Below are 15,796 nucleotides of genomic sequence, written 5' to 3'. Positions count from 1 at the left end.
GATGCCGGCCAAGACCATCCTCATCACCGGCGCCAGCTCCGGCTTGGGCCTGGGCATGGCCCGGCAATTCGCCGCCCTGGGCCGCGACCTCGCCCTGTGCGCCCGCCGCACCGACAGGCTGGAGGCGCTGCGGGACGAGCTTCTGCGGGCCCACCCTGGCATCCGGATATCCATCCGCCCGCTGGACGTCACCGACCATGCGGCGGTGTTCGAGACCTTTCGTGCTTTCGATACCGAAATGGGTGGGCTGGACCGTGTCATCGTGAATGCTGGCATCGGTTCCGGCCGGCGCATCGGCACCGGGCACTTCGCCGACAACCTGGCCACGGCCCAGACCAACTTCGTGGCGGCCCTGGCGCAGTGCGAGGCTGCGTTGGAACTGTTCCGGCCCCGGAACAAGGGCCATCTGGTGGTTATCTCCTCCATGAGCGCCTTGCGCGGCCTGCCCAAACACATGACCACCTACGCCGCCACCAAGGCCGGCCTGGCCGCCCTGACGGAGGGCATCCAGGCCGACCTGCTGCGCAGCCCCATCCGGGTCAGCAGCATCCTGCCCGGCTACATCCGCACCGAACTGAACGAGGGCGCCAAGCGCCTGCCCTTCGCCATTCCCGGCGACGTGGGCAGCCGCCTGCTGGTGCGGGCCATCGAGCGGGAACCGGCCAAGGCCTATGTTCCCGCCTGGCCCTGGGCCTACATGGCGCCAGTCATGAAGCTGTTGCCCCTGTCGCTGGTGGCCAAGCTGGCTTAGGCCGCCTTGCGGCGCCAGCGGCGCCACACCAGGCGCAGCAGCCAGGGGGCGGCCGGCGTCCATAAGATGATGCCCACGCCCAGATAGCCCTCGACCTGCGCCACCGGCCCGCCATCAGCGGCGGGGGGCGGAGGCATGTGCCGTGTGAGCTGAGTTTTAGCGCCGCAACAGGCGCTTCAGCGGATGACGCAAGACCCAACCGGCCAGTAGGATCAGCGGCAGCCAGGGCAGCAGCCCTGCGATGGTGGCGATCAGAGATGCGGTGGCGCGGACCATGGTCCGGCCAAAGCCCTTGAACGCGCTGCTGATGGGGGTGAGGTCGGTGTCCCCGGCCACCGCCACCTCGCCGTTATAGTCAACGTCAATCCTCACCATCTCCGTCTGCCGGCGCAGATAGTCACGTTGGGCCGTCAGGCTCTCAATCTCCCCCTGGGTATTGGCCAGTTCACGCTCCGCCGCCACCAAATCGGAGACCGTCATGTGGGTGGGGCCGTGCATCAGGGCCGTCAGGCGGTCACGCAGGGCGGTTTTACTTTCGAGACGCTTGTCCGTATCCAGCACCGTCGTCGTCATGTCTTCGGTGGTGATGCTGTGCGAGGTCACACGGGCGGGCGGCGCCGTCAGGTCGGCCACCAGCGCCGCCACCCCTTGTGGTGGAATGCGGATGGAGGTCCGGGCTGTGATCCTATTGGCATAGCCATGGTCCAGGCTGCTGTCCAAAACGAGGCAGCCCAGCTTGGCGCAGGTTTCCAGATGACGATTCTGCACCAACTCAACGGCACTGGCCGGCAGGCTGAGGCTGTAGGACTGCGTGACGGCGAGATATTTGCCTTGCTCCGGCTCCCCTCGCTGGGCACCCGTCACGACAATCCCTTCGGTGCCGGCCTTGTCCGCCACGGGCGCTCGCGCGGCAATCACAGGCGGAGGTGGCGGTGCCGGCGCGCCGGTGGACGTATCGTTGTCACACCCCACCAAGGCCATCAGCGTCACAGCCGCGACCGCCAGACTCCATCCCGTCCGTCCCATGTTCCATCCCCCCGGAAGGCCGCCCGCGCTGAAACGCGGCGTTAATGCGAAACGGTATCGGGCCTTTCCGTTGAATACAACCAGGAATGCCAAAGGCTTCCGGGCAACAAATAGCCAGCGGTTGTGACAAATCCTGTCCATCTGGTCATGTTTTCCCGGCGAGGTGGTCAGGAGCATTGACAGGGCCGGGTCGGCCCGCCATCAACGGGGCGCGGGTTTGGTGAGGGTGCAACCAGGGGGGCAGCTGGTGGTGAAGCGAAGGATCTGGCCGGTCTGGGCCATGGCGGTGGCGATGAGCCTGTCGCTGCTGGGGGCAGGCGTTTCAGCGGCCCAGGCGGCCGAACCGGTCGCGGTGGCCACGCTCACCACCGAGGCCGCCCCCTTCCTGGTGGTCAGCGACCTGCACTTCAACCCGCTGGACGACGCCAGCCTGGCCGCCCGGCTGGACGCCGCCCCGGCCAAGGACTGGCCAGCCATCCTGGACGGCACCCCCGGCCGCCACCTGTCGCCCTTCGGCCGGGACAGCAACTGGTTCTTGCTGCGCTCCGCCTTCGCCGCGATGCGCCAGGCCCAGCCGCACCCGGCCTATGTCCTGCACACGGGCGACATGCTGGCCCATGATTTCCGCGACACGTTCGAGGCGGCGCTGCCGGCGCACAAGGGGGATGAGGCGGCCTATCGCGCCTTCGCCCTGAAGACGGTCACGACCCTGATGGAAACCCTGCGCGGCACCTTCCCCGGCGTGCCGGTGCTGACGGCCCTGGGCAACAACGACAGCTACTGCGGCGACTATGCGGTGCAACCGAACGGCCCCTTCCTGGGCGACACCCTGCCGCTGCTCATCCAGGGTTTCGGTCGCGGCCTGGGCGGGCGGGCGGACCAGGACGGTGTCGGGCGCGATTGGCGCCAGGCCGGAAACTACGTCATTCCCCATCCGACCTTGAAGGGCGTGCGCATCCTGTCCTTCGACACGGTGATGCTGACCCGCAAGTACAAGAACGGCTGCGGCCGGCCGGACGACACGCCGCAGGACACCACGCTGGCCTGGCTGCATCAGGCCCTGGCCGACGCCAGGGCGGCCGGCGACAGCGTCTGGCTGATCACCCACGTGGTGCCGGGCATCGACGGCTTCGCCACCGCCAGCAATTGGTCCAAGGCGGCCAAGGCGGCCGCCGCCGCCGGCCAGCCGGCGCCCGCCTGCACCGCCCCGGTGGAGCTGTTCGCCCCGGGCCTGGAGGCGCGGTTCGAGGCGGAGCTGGCGCAATACCACGACATCATCAAGGTGCTGTTCGCCGGCCACATCCACATGGACGACTTGCGGCTGGTGGGCCCGCCGGGCGCCGGCGTGCCCGTGCTGGTGACCCCGGCCGTCAGCCCCGTCTACCAGCAAAGCCCATCGTTCAAGCTGGGCCAGGCGGCGGCCGACGGCGCGGTCGCCCACCTCACCACGTATTACCTGACCAATCTGAGCGACCAGCCCAGCGTGACCGGCGCCCATTGGGTGCCGGAGTATGACACGGCCGAGGCTTGGGGCGTTCGCCCCCTGACGCCCGACGCCCTGCGCGCCGTCATCGCCCACATCCGCGACAGCGGGCCGGCCCGGGCGTTGTACCGCAGCATCTACAGCGTCGCCAGGCCCCAGGTCTCCGCCATGATTCCAGACAACCAGCCGCTGTATCTCTGCGCTCTGGATAACACCTTGGCCGACGCCTACACCCGCTGCGCCTGTCCGGCCCCCTGACGCTGACACCCTGAAGGAAGCCCCCATGTCCGTCCGCGCGCTCAGAATCGCCCTGTCCCTGACGGTGCTGGTCGGCTGCGCCCACCAGGCGCCTCCGGCGGCGGTGATGGATCTGCCCAACCTGGGCGTGGTCAAGACGCAGTTGCTGGCCTATCACGACGGCGGCGCCTATGACCGCGACCTGGCCCGCGTGGCTGCGGAGGCCGGGGCGTGGATCAAGACGCGCGCCGCCACCCTGCCGGCTGGCGCGAAACCCGCCCTGGTGCTAGACATCGATGAGACGTCGCTCAGCAATTGGCCGCAGCTGAAGATCAACGATTTCGGCTACATCAAGGCCGGCGGGTGCGACCTGGACCGGGGCCCTTGCGCCGCGCCGGCGTGGGAGATGATGGGCCGGGCGACCGTCATCGCGCCGACGCTGGAAGTCTATCGCCAGGCGCGGGCGTCCGGCGTCGCGGTCTTCTTCATCACCGGCCGGCCGGAGGCGGAGCGCGAGGCCACCGCCCGCAACCTGGCGGCGGCGGGGTATGAGGGCTGGGCCGGCCTGGTGCTGCGGACGCCCGGCGCCCAGGGCGGGGCGGCGCACTACAAGGCGGCGGAACGGGCCCGGATCGAGGCCCAGGGCTACACCATCATCGCCAACATGGGCGACCAGGACAGCGACCTGGCCGGCGGCCATGCCGAACGCACCTTCAAGCTGGCCAACCCCTTCTACTTCATCCCCTAAACCTGTAGGCCGGCCCGCCAACCTTGCAATTAAGGCGGGCCGCCGCCATCCTCGGCCCGGGCCCCGCGCCGCTGCGGGGAAATTGCCTTTGGGGGGCGGGGGATGAGCGGGGAGATGGACGCGGCCGGCGGCCTGGCTGAGGCCAGCCTGGTCGCCCGGGCGATCGAAGGGGAACGGCACCATACGGCGGTCAGCCATGAGGACGGGCATCACCGGTGCGCCAACTGCGGCGCGCATTTGGCCGGCGCCTATTGCCACGCCTGCGGCCAGCCGGGGCACGTCCATCGTTCCATGCTGCACATCATGGAAGAGTTCTTCCACGGCATCCTGCATTTCGACAGCAAGGTGTGGCGCACCTTCCCCATGCTGGCCTTCCGGCCCGGCGACCTGACGCGGCGCTATGTCCATGGGCACCGGGTGCGCTACGTCTCACCCCTGGCGCTGTTCCTGTTCAGCGTCTTCCTCATGTTCTTCTCCTTGTCCTTCATCGATACGCCGGGCAAGGAGATCGGCGGCAACGCGCTGAAGAACCTGGATCACAAGTCCCTGTCCGACGGTAGGGTGGAACTGGAATCGGCCGTCAACGACGCCAAGGCGGAGTTGCAGGACGCGGAGAACGACCTGGCCGACGCCAAACAGGACGGCGGCAACGTCGACAAGGCCGCCGCCCGCCGTGACAAGCGCCAGCAGGAACTGAAGGTGGCGGAAGCCATGCTGAAGGCCTTCGACGCCGCGGCGGCCGCCGGCCTTAAGGCGACGGCCAAGATCACGCCGGACGCGCGCGCCGCCGCCGCCCCGGCGGGGAAGGCGGCCCAGCCGGCGGAAGGTGGGTCGCCGCCCGCAGTCGTCCCTGAGGCGGCCGAGCCGCAAAAGCCCACCAAGGAAGAGCATCGCCAGCAGCAGATGGCCAAGCTGTTCGGCGCCACGGACGAGGAGCCGGCGACGGGGGATGAGCCGTCCTGGGCCCGCGCGGCCAAGCGCCTGGCCAATTCCAAGGGGATGTTCGACGTCGATCTCGGCATGCCCAAGCTGGAGGAGCATATCCGTCACGCCCTGCGCAACCCGGAGCTGACGCTCTACAAGATGAAGGAATTGGCGTCCAAGCTGTCCTTCCTGCTGGTGCCGCTGTCCGTGCCCTTCATCTGGCTGATGTTCCTGTTCAGGCGCGGCATCTACCTTTACGACCATGTGGTCTTCGCCCTGCACTCCCTGTCCTTCATGGCGGTGCTGACGGCCATGGCCGCCCTGGGCTCGCGCGCCGGGCTGGGGGCGGCGGCCATCGGCAGCCTGATGTGCTTCGCCCCGCCCATCCACATGTACGCCCACCTGAAGGGCGCCTACCGGCTGGGGACCTTCGGCGCCCTGTGGCGCACCATGGTGCTGCTGTGGGTGGCGCTGCTGGCGCTGACCTTCTACCTGCTCTTCATCGTGTCCATGGGCCTGGTTGAGTGATAGGCGCTTGTTTCTGACCTCCTGTCAGGCTCGCGGCAACGGCGCGGGTGGCGGTTGCTGCTGGCGCGCTTGCCGCGATGGCCCGGGTCCCTGGGGTCCGGGCCGTTTCTTTCAGGGCTTTAATGAACGGCCAGCCCTTCTGCTATGGAATTTTAATGCCCTGATGGCGGCTCAATGGGGGCCTGGACGACCCTGCCGGACACGCCGCCATGTTGGGCTTCAACACCCTGATCGACCTCATCACCCACTCCACGGACCAGCCTCCGCCGACCTCTCCTCGCGCGGCCGACTGGGCTTTCGCCACGCCAGCCCATTTGCCGGCCGGCGGTTCCGTTTCCGTCAACCTCGCCGCCGGCCGGGTGTGGATCAGCGATCCCCGGCGCGCGGGCGATTTCCCCCTGGCGGAGGTGGCGGTGCAGCCCATCCGCCCCGCCGACATCGCCCAGCCGGAGGCGCTGGCCCAGGTGGTCCTGTGGGCCGGCGAGCCGGTGCCCTGGCGCTACCGCATTCCCTGCGCCTCCTGGCGGCAGGCCCGCACGGCGGCGGCCGAACTGGCCATTGTTCTGGACCGCGCCGCCGCTGACGAGGGAACGCGCTGCCTCAGCTTCTGACCCGTTTTCGATTTTCGCCTGGCGGGCGGGGTACCGCGTCAAGCTGGGTGGGGGCTTGGCGAGCGGCCCGCCCTGGGATAGGCCGCCGGTTGAACCCTCCCCGCGGCCTATTTCCTTTGTGCGACGCAAAACCTTCTTCGCGCCTGCGAGAACGGTTGGCTATACTGCGACCTCGCGGGGTTATCCCGGCGCCCGGGCAACCGGCGCCTGGGAAAGACTGAAGAGGGAAAGCTGATGGCCTTTACCGACGCGATCAGCCCGAAGGGTCCGTTCGAGATGCCCGAGGGTTTCCTGGATCCCAGCAATCACTGGCCTTTCCGCCTGTGGCAGGACGGGCTGGCCTACACGGTCGACGCCTTCCAGCGCACCGCCCTGGTGATGGATGTGCTGCGCCAGCGCGGCGCCCAGTACCATGAGCACATGGCCCAGACGGCGCCCACGGTGCTCAGCTTCGAAAGCGAGACGGTGCTGGACGGCGCCACCTTGCCCCGGCCGGTGAATTATTCGTTGCAGCGCATCATTCCGCCGGCGGGTGTCGAGCTGGACCTGAAGAAGCGCCCCTTTGTCATCGTCGATCCCCGCGCCGGCCACGGCCCTGGTATCGGTGGCTTCAAGTCGGACAGCGAGATCGGCGTGGCTCTGGCCGCCGGTCATCCCTGCTATTTCATCGGCTTCCTGCCGCGTCCGGTGCCGGGCCAGACGGTGGAGGACGTGATCGCGGCCGAGGCCGCCTGCTTGGAAAAGGTCATCGAGTTGCATCCGGAGGCGGAAGGCAAGCCGGTGGTCATCGGCAACTGCCAGGCCGGCTGGCAGCTGATGATGACGGCGGCCATCCGCCCCGACCTGTTCGGCCCCATCATCATCGCCGGCACGCCCCTGTCCTTCTGGGCCGGCCATCGCGGGCAGGACCCCATGCGCTACAGCGGCGGCCTGCTGGGCGGCAGCTGGCTGACGGCCTTCGCCAGCGACCTGGGCGCCGGCCTGTTCGACGGCGCCTGGCTGGTGCAGAATTTCGAGAACCTGAACCCCGCCAACACCCTGGTGGGCAAGCAGTACGCCCTGTGGGACAAGGTCGACACCGAGGCGCCGCGCTACCTGGGCTTCGAGAAGTGGTGGAACGGCCACGTCCTGCTGAACGGCGAGGAAATCCAGTACATCGTCGACAAGCTGTTCGTGGGCAACCGCCTGGCCACCGCCGACATCGTCACCAAGGATGGCGTGCGCGTGGACCTGCGGGCCATCCGCTCCCCCATCATCGTCTTCTGCTCCAAGGGTGACAACATCTCCCCGCCGCCGCAGGCGCTGGGCTGGATTTGCGACCTGTATGAAAGCGTGGACGACATCCGCTGCCACGGCCAGACCATCGTCTACGCCGTGCATGAAAGCGTGGGTCACCTGGGCATCTTCGTCTCCGCCGCCGTGGCGCGGAAGGAGCATCGCGAGTTCGCGTCCAACATCGACTTCATCGACGTGCTGCCCCCCGGCCTGTACGAGGCGCAGATCCTGCCGGCCGAGGCGGCACCCTCCGGCCAGTCTGGGCAGGAGGGCGACCCCAACGTCCTGCGCTTCGCCGCCCGCAGCATCAATGACGTGGCGGCCCATGTCGAACCCCTGCCGGATGACGAACGCCGCTTCGCCACCGTGTCCCGTCTCTCCCGCGTGACGCTGGGCCTCTACCGCGACCTCATGCAGCCCTGGGTGCGCCAGCTGGTGGGGGAGACGACGGCGGAAATCCTGCGCGGCCTCCACCCCCTGCGCCTCAGCTACGAACTATTCTCCGACACCAACCCCTGGCTGAACGGCGTGCCGGAGCTGGCCGCCGCCGCCCGGCGCGATCGCCGCCCGGTGGGGTCGGAGAACATCTGGCGCAACCTGGAACAGCGGCTGGCCCGCCAGATGGAAACGGCGCTGGACGTCTACCGCGACCGCCGCGACACGACGGCGGAGGCGCTGTTCATGGGCGTCTACGGGCACCCGCTGACCCAGGCGCTGTTCGGCCTGAACGCCGACGACGCCCCGCCCCGGAGCCATCCCGGCGAAACTCCGGAACACCGCCGCTTCCTGGCGGAACAGGGGGCGGAGCTGCGCCGGCGCCTGCATGAGGGCGGCCTGCGCGAGGCCGGCATGCGCGCCCTGCTGCATGTGGCGCTGGCGGAGCGCATGGCCGACGCCCGTGGCTTCAACGCCCTGCGCGGTTTGCGCGACATCCACGGCCGGGGCCTGGAACTGGCGGAGTTCAAGCAGCTGGTGCGCGACCAGTTCCTGATGTTGCTGCTGGATCCGGCGGCGGCCCTGGAAACCCTGCCCGAGTTGCTGGCCGGCGCCACGGCGGAGGAAATCACCCGCCTTTCGGAAGGCCTGGTGATGGTGGCCGGCGCCGCCGGCCCGCTGGACACCAAGGGCCGGGAACGGCTGGACAGCGTGGTGGCCTTGTTCAAGGACCTGGCCGCCAAGGCGCCCACGGCCCCGGGCACGGCGTCAGCCGCCGCCACCGCGCCGGCCCCCGACCCGGCATTGCCCGGCCCCGCATTGAACGAGGCCCCGGCCGTCGCTGGGGAGCCCGCGGCCCCGCCGCCCGCCGTATCCAAGCCCCCCGCCGCCAAGGTGCGCCGGGCCAAGGCGGCGCCCACGCCCAAGGAAGCGCCACCGGCCGAGACCTCCGTCATCACTGAAAAGCCCACCAGCCCGCCGGTGGATGCGGCGGCGGAACCCAAGCCCGGCCCCGTGGCCACCACGCCGGTGACCGTGCCCAAACGCGCGCCCGCCCCTCGCCGCGCCAAGGCGCCCCGGCGGTAAGGAACCTCAGGTCGCGACCGCCCGCACCAGGTCGGCCAGCGCGTCCAGGGCCGGCTGGCGGGTGAAGGTGGGACGGCTGACCAGGCGGATCAGGCGGCCGGCCCCCGGGCCGGCCAGGGGACGGAAGGCCACGTCCTGACGGCCGGCATGGACGTCCGCCGCCAGGGCCGGCACCAGGGTCGTGCCGTAGCCGGCCGCCACCATGTTCAACAGCGTCTCCAGGCTGGTGGCGCGCAGGGACCAGCCGCCAGGATCGGGCCGGGCGCAGGCGGCCAGGGCCTGGTCGCGCAGGCAATGGCCGTCGGCCAGCACCAGCAGGTCGGGGCCAAGCGCCGCTTCATCCACCGGGCCGCCGCCGTCGGCCAGCGCATGGTCCGGGGGCAGGGCCGCCAGGAAGCCCTCCTGGAACAGGGGCCGTTCCACCAAGTCGTCACCCGGCACCGGCGTGGCGATCAGGGCGGCATCCAATTGGCGGCGGCGCAGGCGCTCCACCACCGCGTCGGTGGTGTCTTCCCACAATTCCAGGGTCAGGGCGGGGCAGCGCCGGCGCAGGGGCGCGAACACCCGGGGCATGAGGTAGGGTCCCAGGGTGGGGATGACGCCCAGGGTCAGGGGACCCGCCAGCGGGTCGCGGGCACCCGCCAGGGCCACGATGGCATCCGCCTCCGCCACCGCCCGGGCGGCGTGGATCAGCACCTCCTCCCCCAGCGGCGTGGGGGCCACCCATTTGTTGGTGCGCTCGAACAAAGGCGCGCCCAGCCGCGCCTCCAGCTTGGCCACCTGGCTGCTGAGGGTGGGCTGGCTGACGTTGCAGGCGGCGGCGGCCCGGCCGAAGTGGCGGTGCTGGGCCACGGCCAGCAGGTATCGCAGGTCACGCAGGTTCACGAGGGCGCCCTTTCGAAAGCGTACTGACGATATACGTTGTCTATTGTCTTGATACAAACAATCGATTTTACGCATGAACGTCGGGCGGCGTAGCTTTTCCTCGTCGGGCGCACGGACGCCCAAGCCCATCAGAAGACGACGAGGGACGATAGTCATGACCAGCCAGCCACCCCGCATGACCACCACCGGGGGCGCCCCCATCGCCGACAACCAGAACAGCCTGACCGCCGGCCCACGCGGTCCTGTCCTGATGCAGGACTATCAGCTGATGGAAAAGCTGGCGCACCAGAACCGCGAGCGCATTCCGGAGCGTGTGGTGCACGCCAAAGGCTGGGGCGCGTTCGGCACCCTGACGGTGACGCACGACATTACCCGCTACACCCGGGCCAAGCTGTTCGGCGCCGTGGGCAAGAAGACCGACCTGCTCATCCGCTTTTCCACCGTCGCCGGCGAATTGGGCGCGGCGGATGCCGAGCGCGATGTGCGCGGCTTCGCCGTCAAGTTCTACACTGAGGAAGGCAACTGGGACGTGGTGGGCAACAACACGCCGGTTTTCTTCATCCGCGACCCGCTGAAGTTCCCGGACTTCATCCACACGCAGAAGCGCCACCCCCGCACCAACCTGCGCAGCCCCGCCGCCATGTGGGACTTCTGGTCGCTGTCGCCGGAAAGCCTGCACCAGGTCACCATCCTGATGTCGGATCGCGGCTTGCCGCCCAGCCCGCGCTTCATGAACGGCTACGGCAGCCACACCTACAGCTTTTGGAACGACCAGGGCGAACGCTTCTGGGTGAAGTTCCACTTCAAGACCCAGCAGGGCCACAAGCACCTGACCAACGATGAGGCCGCCCAGGTGGTGGGGCGGTCGCGCGAAAGCTACCAGGAAGACCTGTTCGGCAGCATCGAGACGGGTGACTTCCCGCGCTGGACCCTGCAGGTCCAGGTGATGCCCGAGGCCGACGCCGACAAGACGCCCTACAACCCCTTCGACCTGACCAAGGTGTGGCCGCACGCCGACTATCCGCTGATCGACGTGGGCGTGGTGGAGCTGAACCGCAACCCCGACAACTACTTCGCGGAGATCGAGCAGGCGGCGTTCAGCCCATCCAACGTCGTCCCCGGCATCGGCCACAGCCCGGACAAGATGCTGCAGGCCCGCATCTTCTCCTACGCCGACGCCCACCGCTACCGCCTGGGCACGCATTACGAGGCGCTGCCGGTGAACCAGCCCAAGTGCCCGGTGCACCACTACCATAAGGACGGGGCCATGCGCTTCTTCCGCAACGACACCGGCAACCCCGACGCCTATTACGAGCCCAACAGCCTGGGCGGCCCGGCGCAGGACCCCAGCGTGGCCGAACCGCCGCTGCGCCTGTCGGGCGAGGTCGGCCGCCATGACCACCGCGCGGGCAATGACGACTACAGCCAGCCGCGCGCCCTGTTCAACCTGATGGACCAGGGGCAGAAGGACCGGCTGTTCGCCAACATCGCCGCCGCCATGCAGGGTGTGCCATCGGCCATCGTGGAGCGCCAGCTGGGCCATTTCGCCCAGGTCCATGCCGACTACGCGGCGGGCGTGCGCCGGGCGCTGGCCCGGGGCGAGGGCGCCGGCCGGCCGGAGACCGCCATCCCCTGATCTGCCGTCCCCTGATCTGACATCCCACCCTGGAGCCCGTCCCCCAAACCGGCCCTTCCCCGTGATCCCCCACCGGGAACCGGCCTTGGCACCAGGGAACCTGGTGACCGGGTGTGCCTAAAAAGCCACCCGGTCACATTTTTCTTTAACCATCGCGCACTTTCAGGTTGTGACCGGGCGGCCCGGCGGCTTAGCCTCCAGCCCATCACAACAAAGGGTCATATTCCGATGCGCCTCGTCACCCAATTCAGCCAGCAAACCGCTGTGCCGCTTGGGGCGGGGCTTTGTCTGTTTATGACACGGGGTTTGGGGGACAACGGCTAACCGCCGTCCCCGACACACCCGATAACAGGCCCCGCGAGCAGCTGCCCGCGGGGCTTTTTGTTGTGCCCCAATCCCGCCGATGCCGCCGTCCCATCCCTTGCGGGGCGGTGGCGTCACCACCCTGGCAATGCCGGCACGGCGCGGGAACGACCTTTTAAAATTGGGATGGTTCTCATGGACTTGGACACGCTGATCACCATCGCGCCCAACCTGTTCTTGCCCGCCGCTTTTGCCGGCGTCTTCCTGAAGGCCATGCTGCTGGGCCTGGGCGTGGCGGCGCCGGTGGGCCCCATGGCCTTCCTGTGCATGCGGCGGACGCTGGCCGGCGGCTGGCGCCTGGGCCTGGCCACCGGGGCCGGCATCGCCACCGGCGACGGCGTCTACGCCGGTGTCGCCGCCTTGGGCTTGACGGAGGTCTCAGCCTTCGTCACCCACCATGGCCGGCCGCTGCACCTGCTGGCGGGGCTGTTCCTGGCCTGGCTGGCCTATGCCGCCCTGCGGCCCAAGCCCGCCGGCCCTGAAACGCTACAGGGCGATAGCCGGCCCGCTGCCCTTTCGACGCTGTCCCTGCCGCGCGCCTGGGCCTCCTCCTTCCTGCTGACCCTGACCAATCCGCCCACCATCATCGTCTTCGCCGCCATGCTGACGGCCTTCGTTCCTCTCTCGGCCCTTTCCGGCGCGGAGGTGGCACGCCTGCGCATTGCCACCACGGTGGCGGGCGTGGCGGCGGGTTCCCTGTTGTGGTGGGTGGTGCTGGTGGCGGGTGTGGCGGCCTTGCGCGGCATGATGGCGCCGCGCGTGGCACGGGCGCTGGACATTACCGCCGGCCTGGCCTTCCTGGCCTTCGCGGCGGTGGAGCTGCATCGGGCGGTCCTGCCGTGAGAGGCGCGTCAGCGTCCGCGGTATCGGGCCAGGACATGCCGGCCCTCGGGCGACATCTTGGGCAGCACCTCCATCATGATGTCCTCCAACACCGGGCCGATGGGTTGGCGCTGTTCGCGGGCGTTGGCCATGGCGGCGCGCAGGGCGTCGGGGTCCAGCGGCGTGCGGTCGATTTCCGTCCGCACCTGATCCATGGCGGCGGTGAAGCGGCCCTGCGCCGCCTCCAGCTGCGCCATATGACTGACGATGGCGCCGCGCAGCAGGCTGCGATCCCCCGCCGGCAGCTGTTCCGCCAACTGCCCCACCAGGGTGGCCAGCGCGTTGCCGGCGGCGGAGCGGGCCAGCACCGGGGGCAGGGCGCCCAGGGCCGTCCGCTGGCGCCATTGCTGGGCGCCCAGGAAGGCCAGCAGGAACAGGTTCAGGGCCAGGGACAGGAGGAAGAGGAAGCGCAGAACCGGTGAGCGCATGGGGGCAAACCTTCGGTGAAGAATTGGGCGGACGGGAACGGGGGCGCTACTGCACCAGCCAGTCACCGCCCACACCCGCCAGGGTGAACAGGGTGGACAGCGAGGCCGTGGCTGGCGCCGCCGCCTCGGCCGGCGGTGTCAGCCAGGTGCCGGCCAGCCAGCCGGCCACCGCCATGGTGGCGAAGACGGCGCCGGCCGGCCGCCAGGACAGCCATGGGGTCGACGGGGCCGGAACCTGCCGCTGGCGGATGCGGCGCAGGCTGGCGTCGATGCCGGTCTGGACGCGGACGGCGCCCGGCGCATCTTCTTCCAGGCCGTCGCCGGCAAGCGGGGCCCAGCGGCGCAAGGCGGCTTCCCACAGGTCGCGCGCGTCCGCGTCCTGGGCACGCAGGCGCCGGGCGGCGCGCCGGGTCCCCGGCGGCCAGTGGTCGATGTCCGGCCCGTGGGCCGCCAGCAACTGGGCGAATTCCTCAATGGTCATGGCTCACCCTTCCTTCCAAAAGGCTCCTTGCCGCCCCTGGTCAGCGCCCGCTCCAGCGCGCCCCGGGCACGGTACAGCAGCGACCAGTAGGCGCGCAGGTTCAAGCCCAGCACGGCCGACGCCTGGGGCCCCGGCATTTCCTGGTAATAGAACAGCACCAGGGCCGCGCGCTGCTTTTCCGGCAGGCTGGCCAGGGCATCGCGCACGCGCCGTTGTTCCGACCGGCGTTCCATAGTCTCCGCGGCCCCCTCACTGGGGTCGGCCACGTCCATCGCCGCCTCCAGCGGGGCGTGCCGGCGACCGCGCAGGCGGTCGAGGCACAGCCGGTAGGTGACGGTGTAAAGCCAGGTGGACAGCTGGGCGCGGCCGGGCGTCCAGCGTGCCGCATGGTTCCACACCCGCACCAGCACCTCCTGCGCCACGTCGTCGGCCTCCGCCTCCGAGGTCAGCAGGCGCTTGGCCAGCCGCCAGGTGGCCGCGTAGTGGCGCTGGCCCACTTGGCGCAGCGCCCGCTCGTCCCCCTGGGCGACGCGGGCCATCAGGGCGTCGTCGTCCGCCCCATCGTCCCCATGGGCGGCGGACAGGCGGCCCCAGGGCTGCTGGCCCGTCACGGGACGTCCTGTCGCAAGGACGCGCCCCGCGCGCTCAGGCTGTCGCCGGGGCGGCCGAACAGCTGGCGCAGACGGGCGCGCATCCCCTGCGCCCGGGCCACGTCACGGGCCATGGCCGTCCACTCGCGAAGGCACACCACCAGCGGATTGGCGCTGGGCGCGACATGGGCCAGGCCGTAGGTCAGTGGCGCGTCGGGCGACGCCTGGCCGAAGGTGCCGAACAGCCGGTCCCAGACGATGACCACGCCGCCGTAGTTGCGATCCAGGTATTCCGGGTTGCTGGCATGGTGCACCCGGTGGTGGGCGGGGGTGTTCAGCACCCATTCCAGCGGGCCCAGGGTGCCCACCGCCTCGGTATGCAGCCAGAACTGATAGAACAGGTTCAGCGCCAGCATCGCCGTCACCGCCACCGGGCTGAAGCCCAGGAAATACAAGGGAACGTAGACCAGCCAGCCGCAGGACAGCACTTCCGTCACCCCCAGCCGAAAGGCGCTGGCCAGGTGCAAGGCGGTGGGGGAATGGTGGACGCTGTGCGATGCCCAGACCCAGCGCACCTCATGACCCAGGCGATGGCCCCAGTAGTAGCAGAACTCTTCTCCCGCAAACAGCAGGGTCAGACCCCACCAGCGGTCCAGCGGCACGGTGGCGATGCGGTGGGTCCAGGCGTACCAGGCCACCGGCGCCACGATGCCGGCCAGCGCCAGCTTCATGGGTATGCGCATCAGCAGGACCGCCACCGAGGTTGCCGTTTCCGACCAGGGATAGGGCCGCCGCCGCGCGGCGTACCACGCCACCTCCGCCGCCACGGCGGCTGCGACGACGGGGTAGAACTTCAGGGGGAGGACGCTGGCGCCACCCAGGATGGCCATGGCCGAACCTCGCGGGAAACGGTGGATTTGGCGCTGATACGCAGGCCGTGCCGGTCCGTGTTCGGGCGGGTTCGCAGGATTTTTGAAAAACGGGATCGAATAGTTGGCGGGGGGCGTGGCGTACCAGGGCCAGGCGGCGGAAATGGCCGTCCCTGTCCCCCTCCAACACGGATACCTGAAATGATGTCCAAGACGCTTGTCGGCACTTCCCTCGCCCTGTCGTTGGTCCTGGCGCCCATGGCGGCCCTCGCCCAGTCCCAGGATGGCCAGCCGGCCCATCCCGCCGCGCGCGCCGCCATGAAAGCCTGCCAGCCCGACCGCCAGGCCCTGTGCAAGGACGAACAGCCCGGCGGCGGCCGCATCCTCGCCTGCCTGAAGGCGCACGAGGACAAGCTGTCGCCTGACTGCAAGGCGGCCCTGGCCACCCTGCCGGCCAAGGGCCAGGCGCCCCAGAACCAGTAAGGCCGGGCCAGCAAGGTCGGGTGCACGGGCGGCCCCCTCTGTGCAAACAGACAGGGCTGCCCTCCAACCCAAGGC

At 69.6% G+C, this 15,796-nt stretch carries 16 protein-coding genes; 9 read left to right on the top strand and 7 right to left on the bottom strand.

Annotation, left to right across the window (positions count from 1 at the left end; translation table 11 throughout):
- Position 1: 1 nt before the first annotated feature.
- Entirely contained in the window at positions 2–751 is a 750-nt protein-coding gene (locus tag UAA55_RS12295; RefSeq protein ID WP_322953060.1) for an SDR family oxidoreductase, read from the top strand.
- Here UAA55_RS12295 and UAA55_RS12290 read toward each other — a convergent pair.
- Positions 748–888: a hypothetical protein gene (locus UAA55_RS12290; RefSeq protein WP_322953059.1), complete on the bottom strand. Its 141-nt coding sequence runs from the start codon at positions 886–888 to the stop codon at positions 748–750. The two genes, UAA55_RS12295 and UAA55_RS12290, sit on opposite strands and share 4 nt — an antisense overlap.
- A gap of 19 nt (positions 889–907) precedes the next feature.
- Entirely contained in the window at positions 908–1,777 is an 870-nt protein-coding gene (locus UAA55_RS12285; protein ID WP_322953058.1) for a DUF4349 domain-containing protein, read from the bottom strand.
- A gap of 247 nt (positions 1,778–2,024) precedes the next feature.
- Between UAA55_RS12285 and UAA55_RS12280 the strand changes: the two genes are divergently transcribed.
- The 5 genes from UAA55_RS12280 (at position 2,025) to UAA55_RS12260 (ending at position 9,104) form a co-directional block, all read left to right on the top strand.
- The gene (locus UAA55_RS12280) at positions 2,025–3,518 is read left to right on the top strand and encodes a metallophosphoesterase (RefSeq protein WP_322953057.1); all 1,494 of its coding nucleotides are present in this window, start codon (positions 2,025–2,027) and stop codon (positions 3,516–3,518) included.
- Positions 3,519–3,543: 25 nt separating this feature from the next.
- A complete protein-coding gene (locus tag UAA55_RS12275) occupies positions 3,544–4,245 on the top strand; it encodes an HAD family acid phosphatase (protein WP_322953056.1) in 702 nt (233 codons plus the stop codon).
- Between the two features lie 102 nt (positions 4,246–4,347).
- Entirely contained in the window at positions 4,348–5,697 is a 1,350-nt protein-coding gene (locus UAA55_RS12270) for a DUF3667 domain-containing protein (protein WP_322953055.1), read from the top strand.
- 209 nt (positions 5,698–5,906) lie between these two features.
- The gene (locus UAA55_RS12265; protein WP_322953054.1) at positions 5,907–6,308 is read left to right on the top strand and encodes a hypothetical protein; all 402 of its coding nucleotides are present in this window, start codon (positions 5,907–5,909) and stop codon (positions 6,306–6,308) included.
- A 234-nt stretch (positions 6,309–6,542) separates the two neighbouring features.
- Positions 6,543–9,104 (top strand): DUF3141 domain-containing protein, encoded by a 2,562-nt coding sequence (locus UAA55_RS12260; protein WP_322953053.1) that lies wholly within the window; start codon positions 6,543–6,545, stop codon positions 9,102–9,104.
- A gap of 6 nt (positions 9,105–9,110) precedes the next feature.
- Here the strand turns inward: UAA55_RS12260 and UAA55_RS12255 are convergent, their stop codons facing one another.
- On the bottom strand, positions 9,111–9,989 hold the full coding sequence (locus UAA55_RS12255; RefSeq protein WP_322953052.1) for a hydrogen peroxide-inducible genes activator: 879 nt from the start codon (positions 9,987–9,989) through the stop codon (positions 9,111–9,113).
- 154 nt (positions 9,990–10,143) lie between these two features.
- On the opposite strand from UAA55_RS12255, the gene UAA55_RS12250 reads away from it, so the two are divergent.
- On the top strand, positions 10,144–11,625 hold the full coding sequence (locus UAA55_RS12250; protein ID WP_322953051.1) for a catalase: 1,482 nt from the start codon (positions 10,144–10,146) through the stop codon (positions 11,623–11,625).
- A 498-nt stretch (positions 11,626–12,123) separates the two neighbouring features.
- A complete protein-coding gene (locus tag UAA55_RS12245; protein WP_322953050.1) occupies positions 12,124–12,831 on the top strand; it encodes a LysE family translocator in 708 nt (235 codons plus the stop codon).
- A gap of 8 nt (positions 12,832–12,839) precedes the next feature.
- Here the strand turns inward: UAA55_RS12245 and UAA55_RS12240 are convergent, their stop codons facing one another.
- Genes UAA55_RS12240 through UAA55_RS12225 form a run of 4 tightly spaced genes read right to left on the bottom strand, consistent with a single transcriptional unit; the run spans position 12,840 to position 15,259 of the window.
- Positions 12,840–13,298: a periplasmic heavy metal sensor gene (locus UAA55_RS12240; protein ID WP_322953049.1), complete on the bottom strand. Its 459-nt coding sequence runs from the start codon at positions 13,296–13,298 to the stop codon at positions 12,840–12,842.
- Positions 13,299–13,344: 46 nt separating this feature from the next.
- On the bottom strand, positions 13,345–13,779 hold the full coding sequence (locus UAA55_RS12235) for a hypothetical protein (RefSeq protein ID WP_322953047.1): 435 nt from the start codon (positions 13,777–13,779) through the stop codon (positions 13,345–13,347).
- Positions 13,776–14,390, bottom strand: coding sequence for a sigma-70 family RNA polymerase sigma factor (locus UAA55_RS12230; RefSeq protein ID WP_322953046.1), 615 nt, complete (start codon positions 14,388–14,390; stop codon positions 13,776–13,778). The genes UAA55_RS12235 and UAA55_RS12230 overlap by 4 nt, the downstream gene beginning before the upstream one ends.
- The gene (locus UAA55_RS12225; protein WP_322953045.1) at positions 14,387–15,259 is read right to left on the bottom strand and encodes a sterol desaturase family protein; all 873 of its coding nucleotides are present in this window, start codon (positions 15,257–15,259) and stop codon (positions 14,387–14,389) included. The genes UAA55_RS12230 and UAA55_RS12225 overlap by 4 nt, the downstream gene beginning before the upstream one ends.
- A gap of 180 nt (positions 15,260–15,439) precedes the next feature.
- Between UAA55_RS12225 and UAA55_RS12220 the strand changes: the two genes are divergently transcribed.
- On the top strand, positions 15,440–15,721 hold the full coding sequence (locus UAA55_RS12220; protein WP_322953044.1) for a cysteine rich repeat-containing protein: 282 nt from the start codon (positions 15,440–15,442) through the stop codon (positions 15,719–15,721).
- Positions 15,722–15,796: the final 75 nt, after the last annotated feature.

This window comes from Nitrospirillum guanabarense, assembly GCF_034653355.1.
Lineage (GTDB): Bacteria > Pseudomonadota > Alphaproteobacteria > Azospirillales > Azospirillaceae > Nitrospirillum.
The sequence above is the reverse complement of the archived record's forward strand: the minus strand, read 5'-3'. Positions and strand labels throughout refer to the sequence as shown.

Bases quoted from the DNA above. Each gene is read 5' to 3' on its own strand.
- UAA55_RS12295 (WP_322953060.1), top strand. From the start codon at position 2: ATGCCGGCCAAGACCATCCTCATCACCGGCGCCAGCTCCGGCTTGGGC.
- UAA55_RS12290 (WP_322953059.1), bottom strand. From the start codon at position 888: ATGCCTCCGCCCCCCGCCGCTGATGGCGGGCCGGTGGCGCAGGTCGAG.
- UAA55_RS12285 (WP_322953058.1), bottom strand. From the start codon at position 1,777: ATGGGACGGACGGGATGGAGTCTGGCGGTCGCGGCTGTGACGCTGATG.
- UAA55_RS12275 (WP_322953056.1), top strand. From the start codon at position 3,544: ATGTCCGTCCGCGCGCTCAGAATCGCCCTGTCCCTGACGGTGCTGGTC.
- UAA55_RS12270 (WP_322953055.1), top strand. From the start codon at position 4,348: ATGAGCGGGGAGATGGACGCGGCCGGCGGCCTGGCTGAGGCCAGCCTG.
- UAA55_RS12265 (WP_322953054.1), top strand. From the start codon at position 5,907: ATGTTGGGCTTCAACACCCTGATCGACCTCATCACCCACTCCACGGAC.
- UAA55_RS12260 (WP_322953053.1), top strand. From the start codon at position 6,543: ATGGCCTTTACCGACGCGATCAGCCCGAAGGGTCCGTTCGAGATGCCC.
- UAA55_RS12250 (WP_322953051.1), top strand. From the start codon at position 10,144: ATGACCAGCCAGCCACCCCGCATGACCACCACCGGGGGCGCCCCCATC.
- UAA55_RS12245 (WP_322953050.1), top strand. From the start codon at position 12,124: ATGGACTTGGACACGCTGATCACCATCGCGCCCAACCTGTTCTTGCCC.
- UAA55_RS12240 (WP_322953049.1), bottom strand. From the start codon at position 13,298: ATGCGCTCACCGGTTCTGCGCTTCCTCTTCCTCCTGTCCCTGGCCCTG.
- UAA55_RS12235 (WP_322953047.1), bottom strand. From the start codon at position 13,779: ATGACCATTGAGGAATTCGCCCAGTTGCTGGCGGCCCACGGGCCGGAC.
- UAA55_RS12225 (WP_322953045.1), bottom strand. From the start codon at position 15,259: ATGGCCATCCTGGGTGGCGCCAGCGTCCTCCCCCTGAAGTTCTACCCC.
- UAA55_RS12220 (WP_322953044.1), top strand. From the start codon at position 15,440: ATGATGTCCAAGACGCTTGTCGGCACTTCCCTCGCCCTGTCGTTGGTC.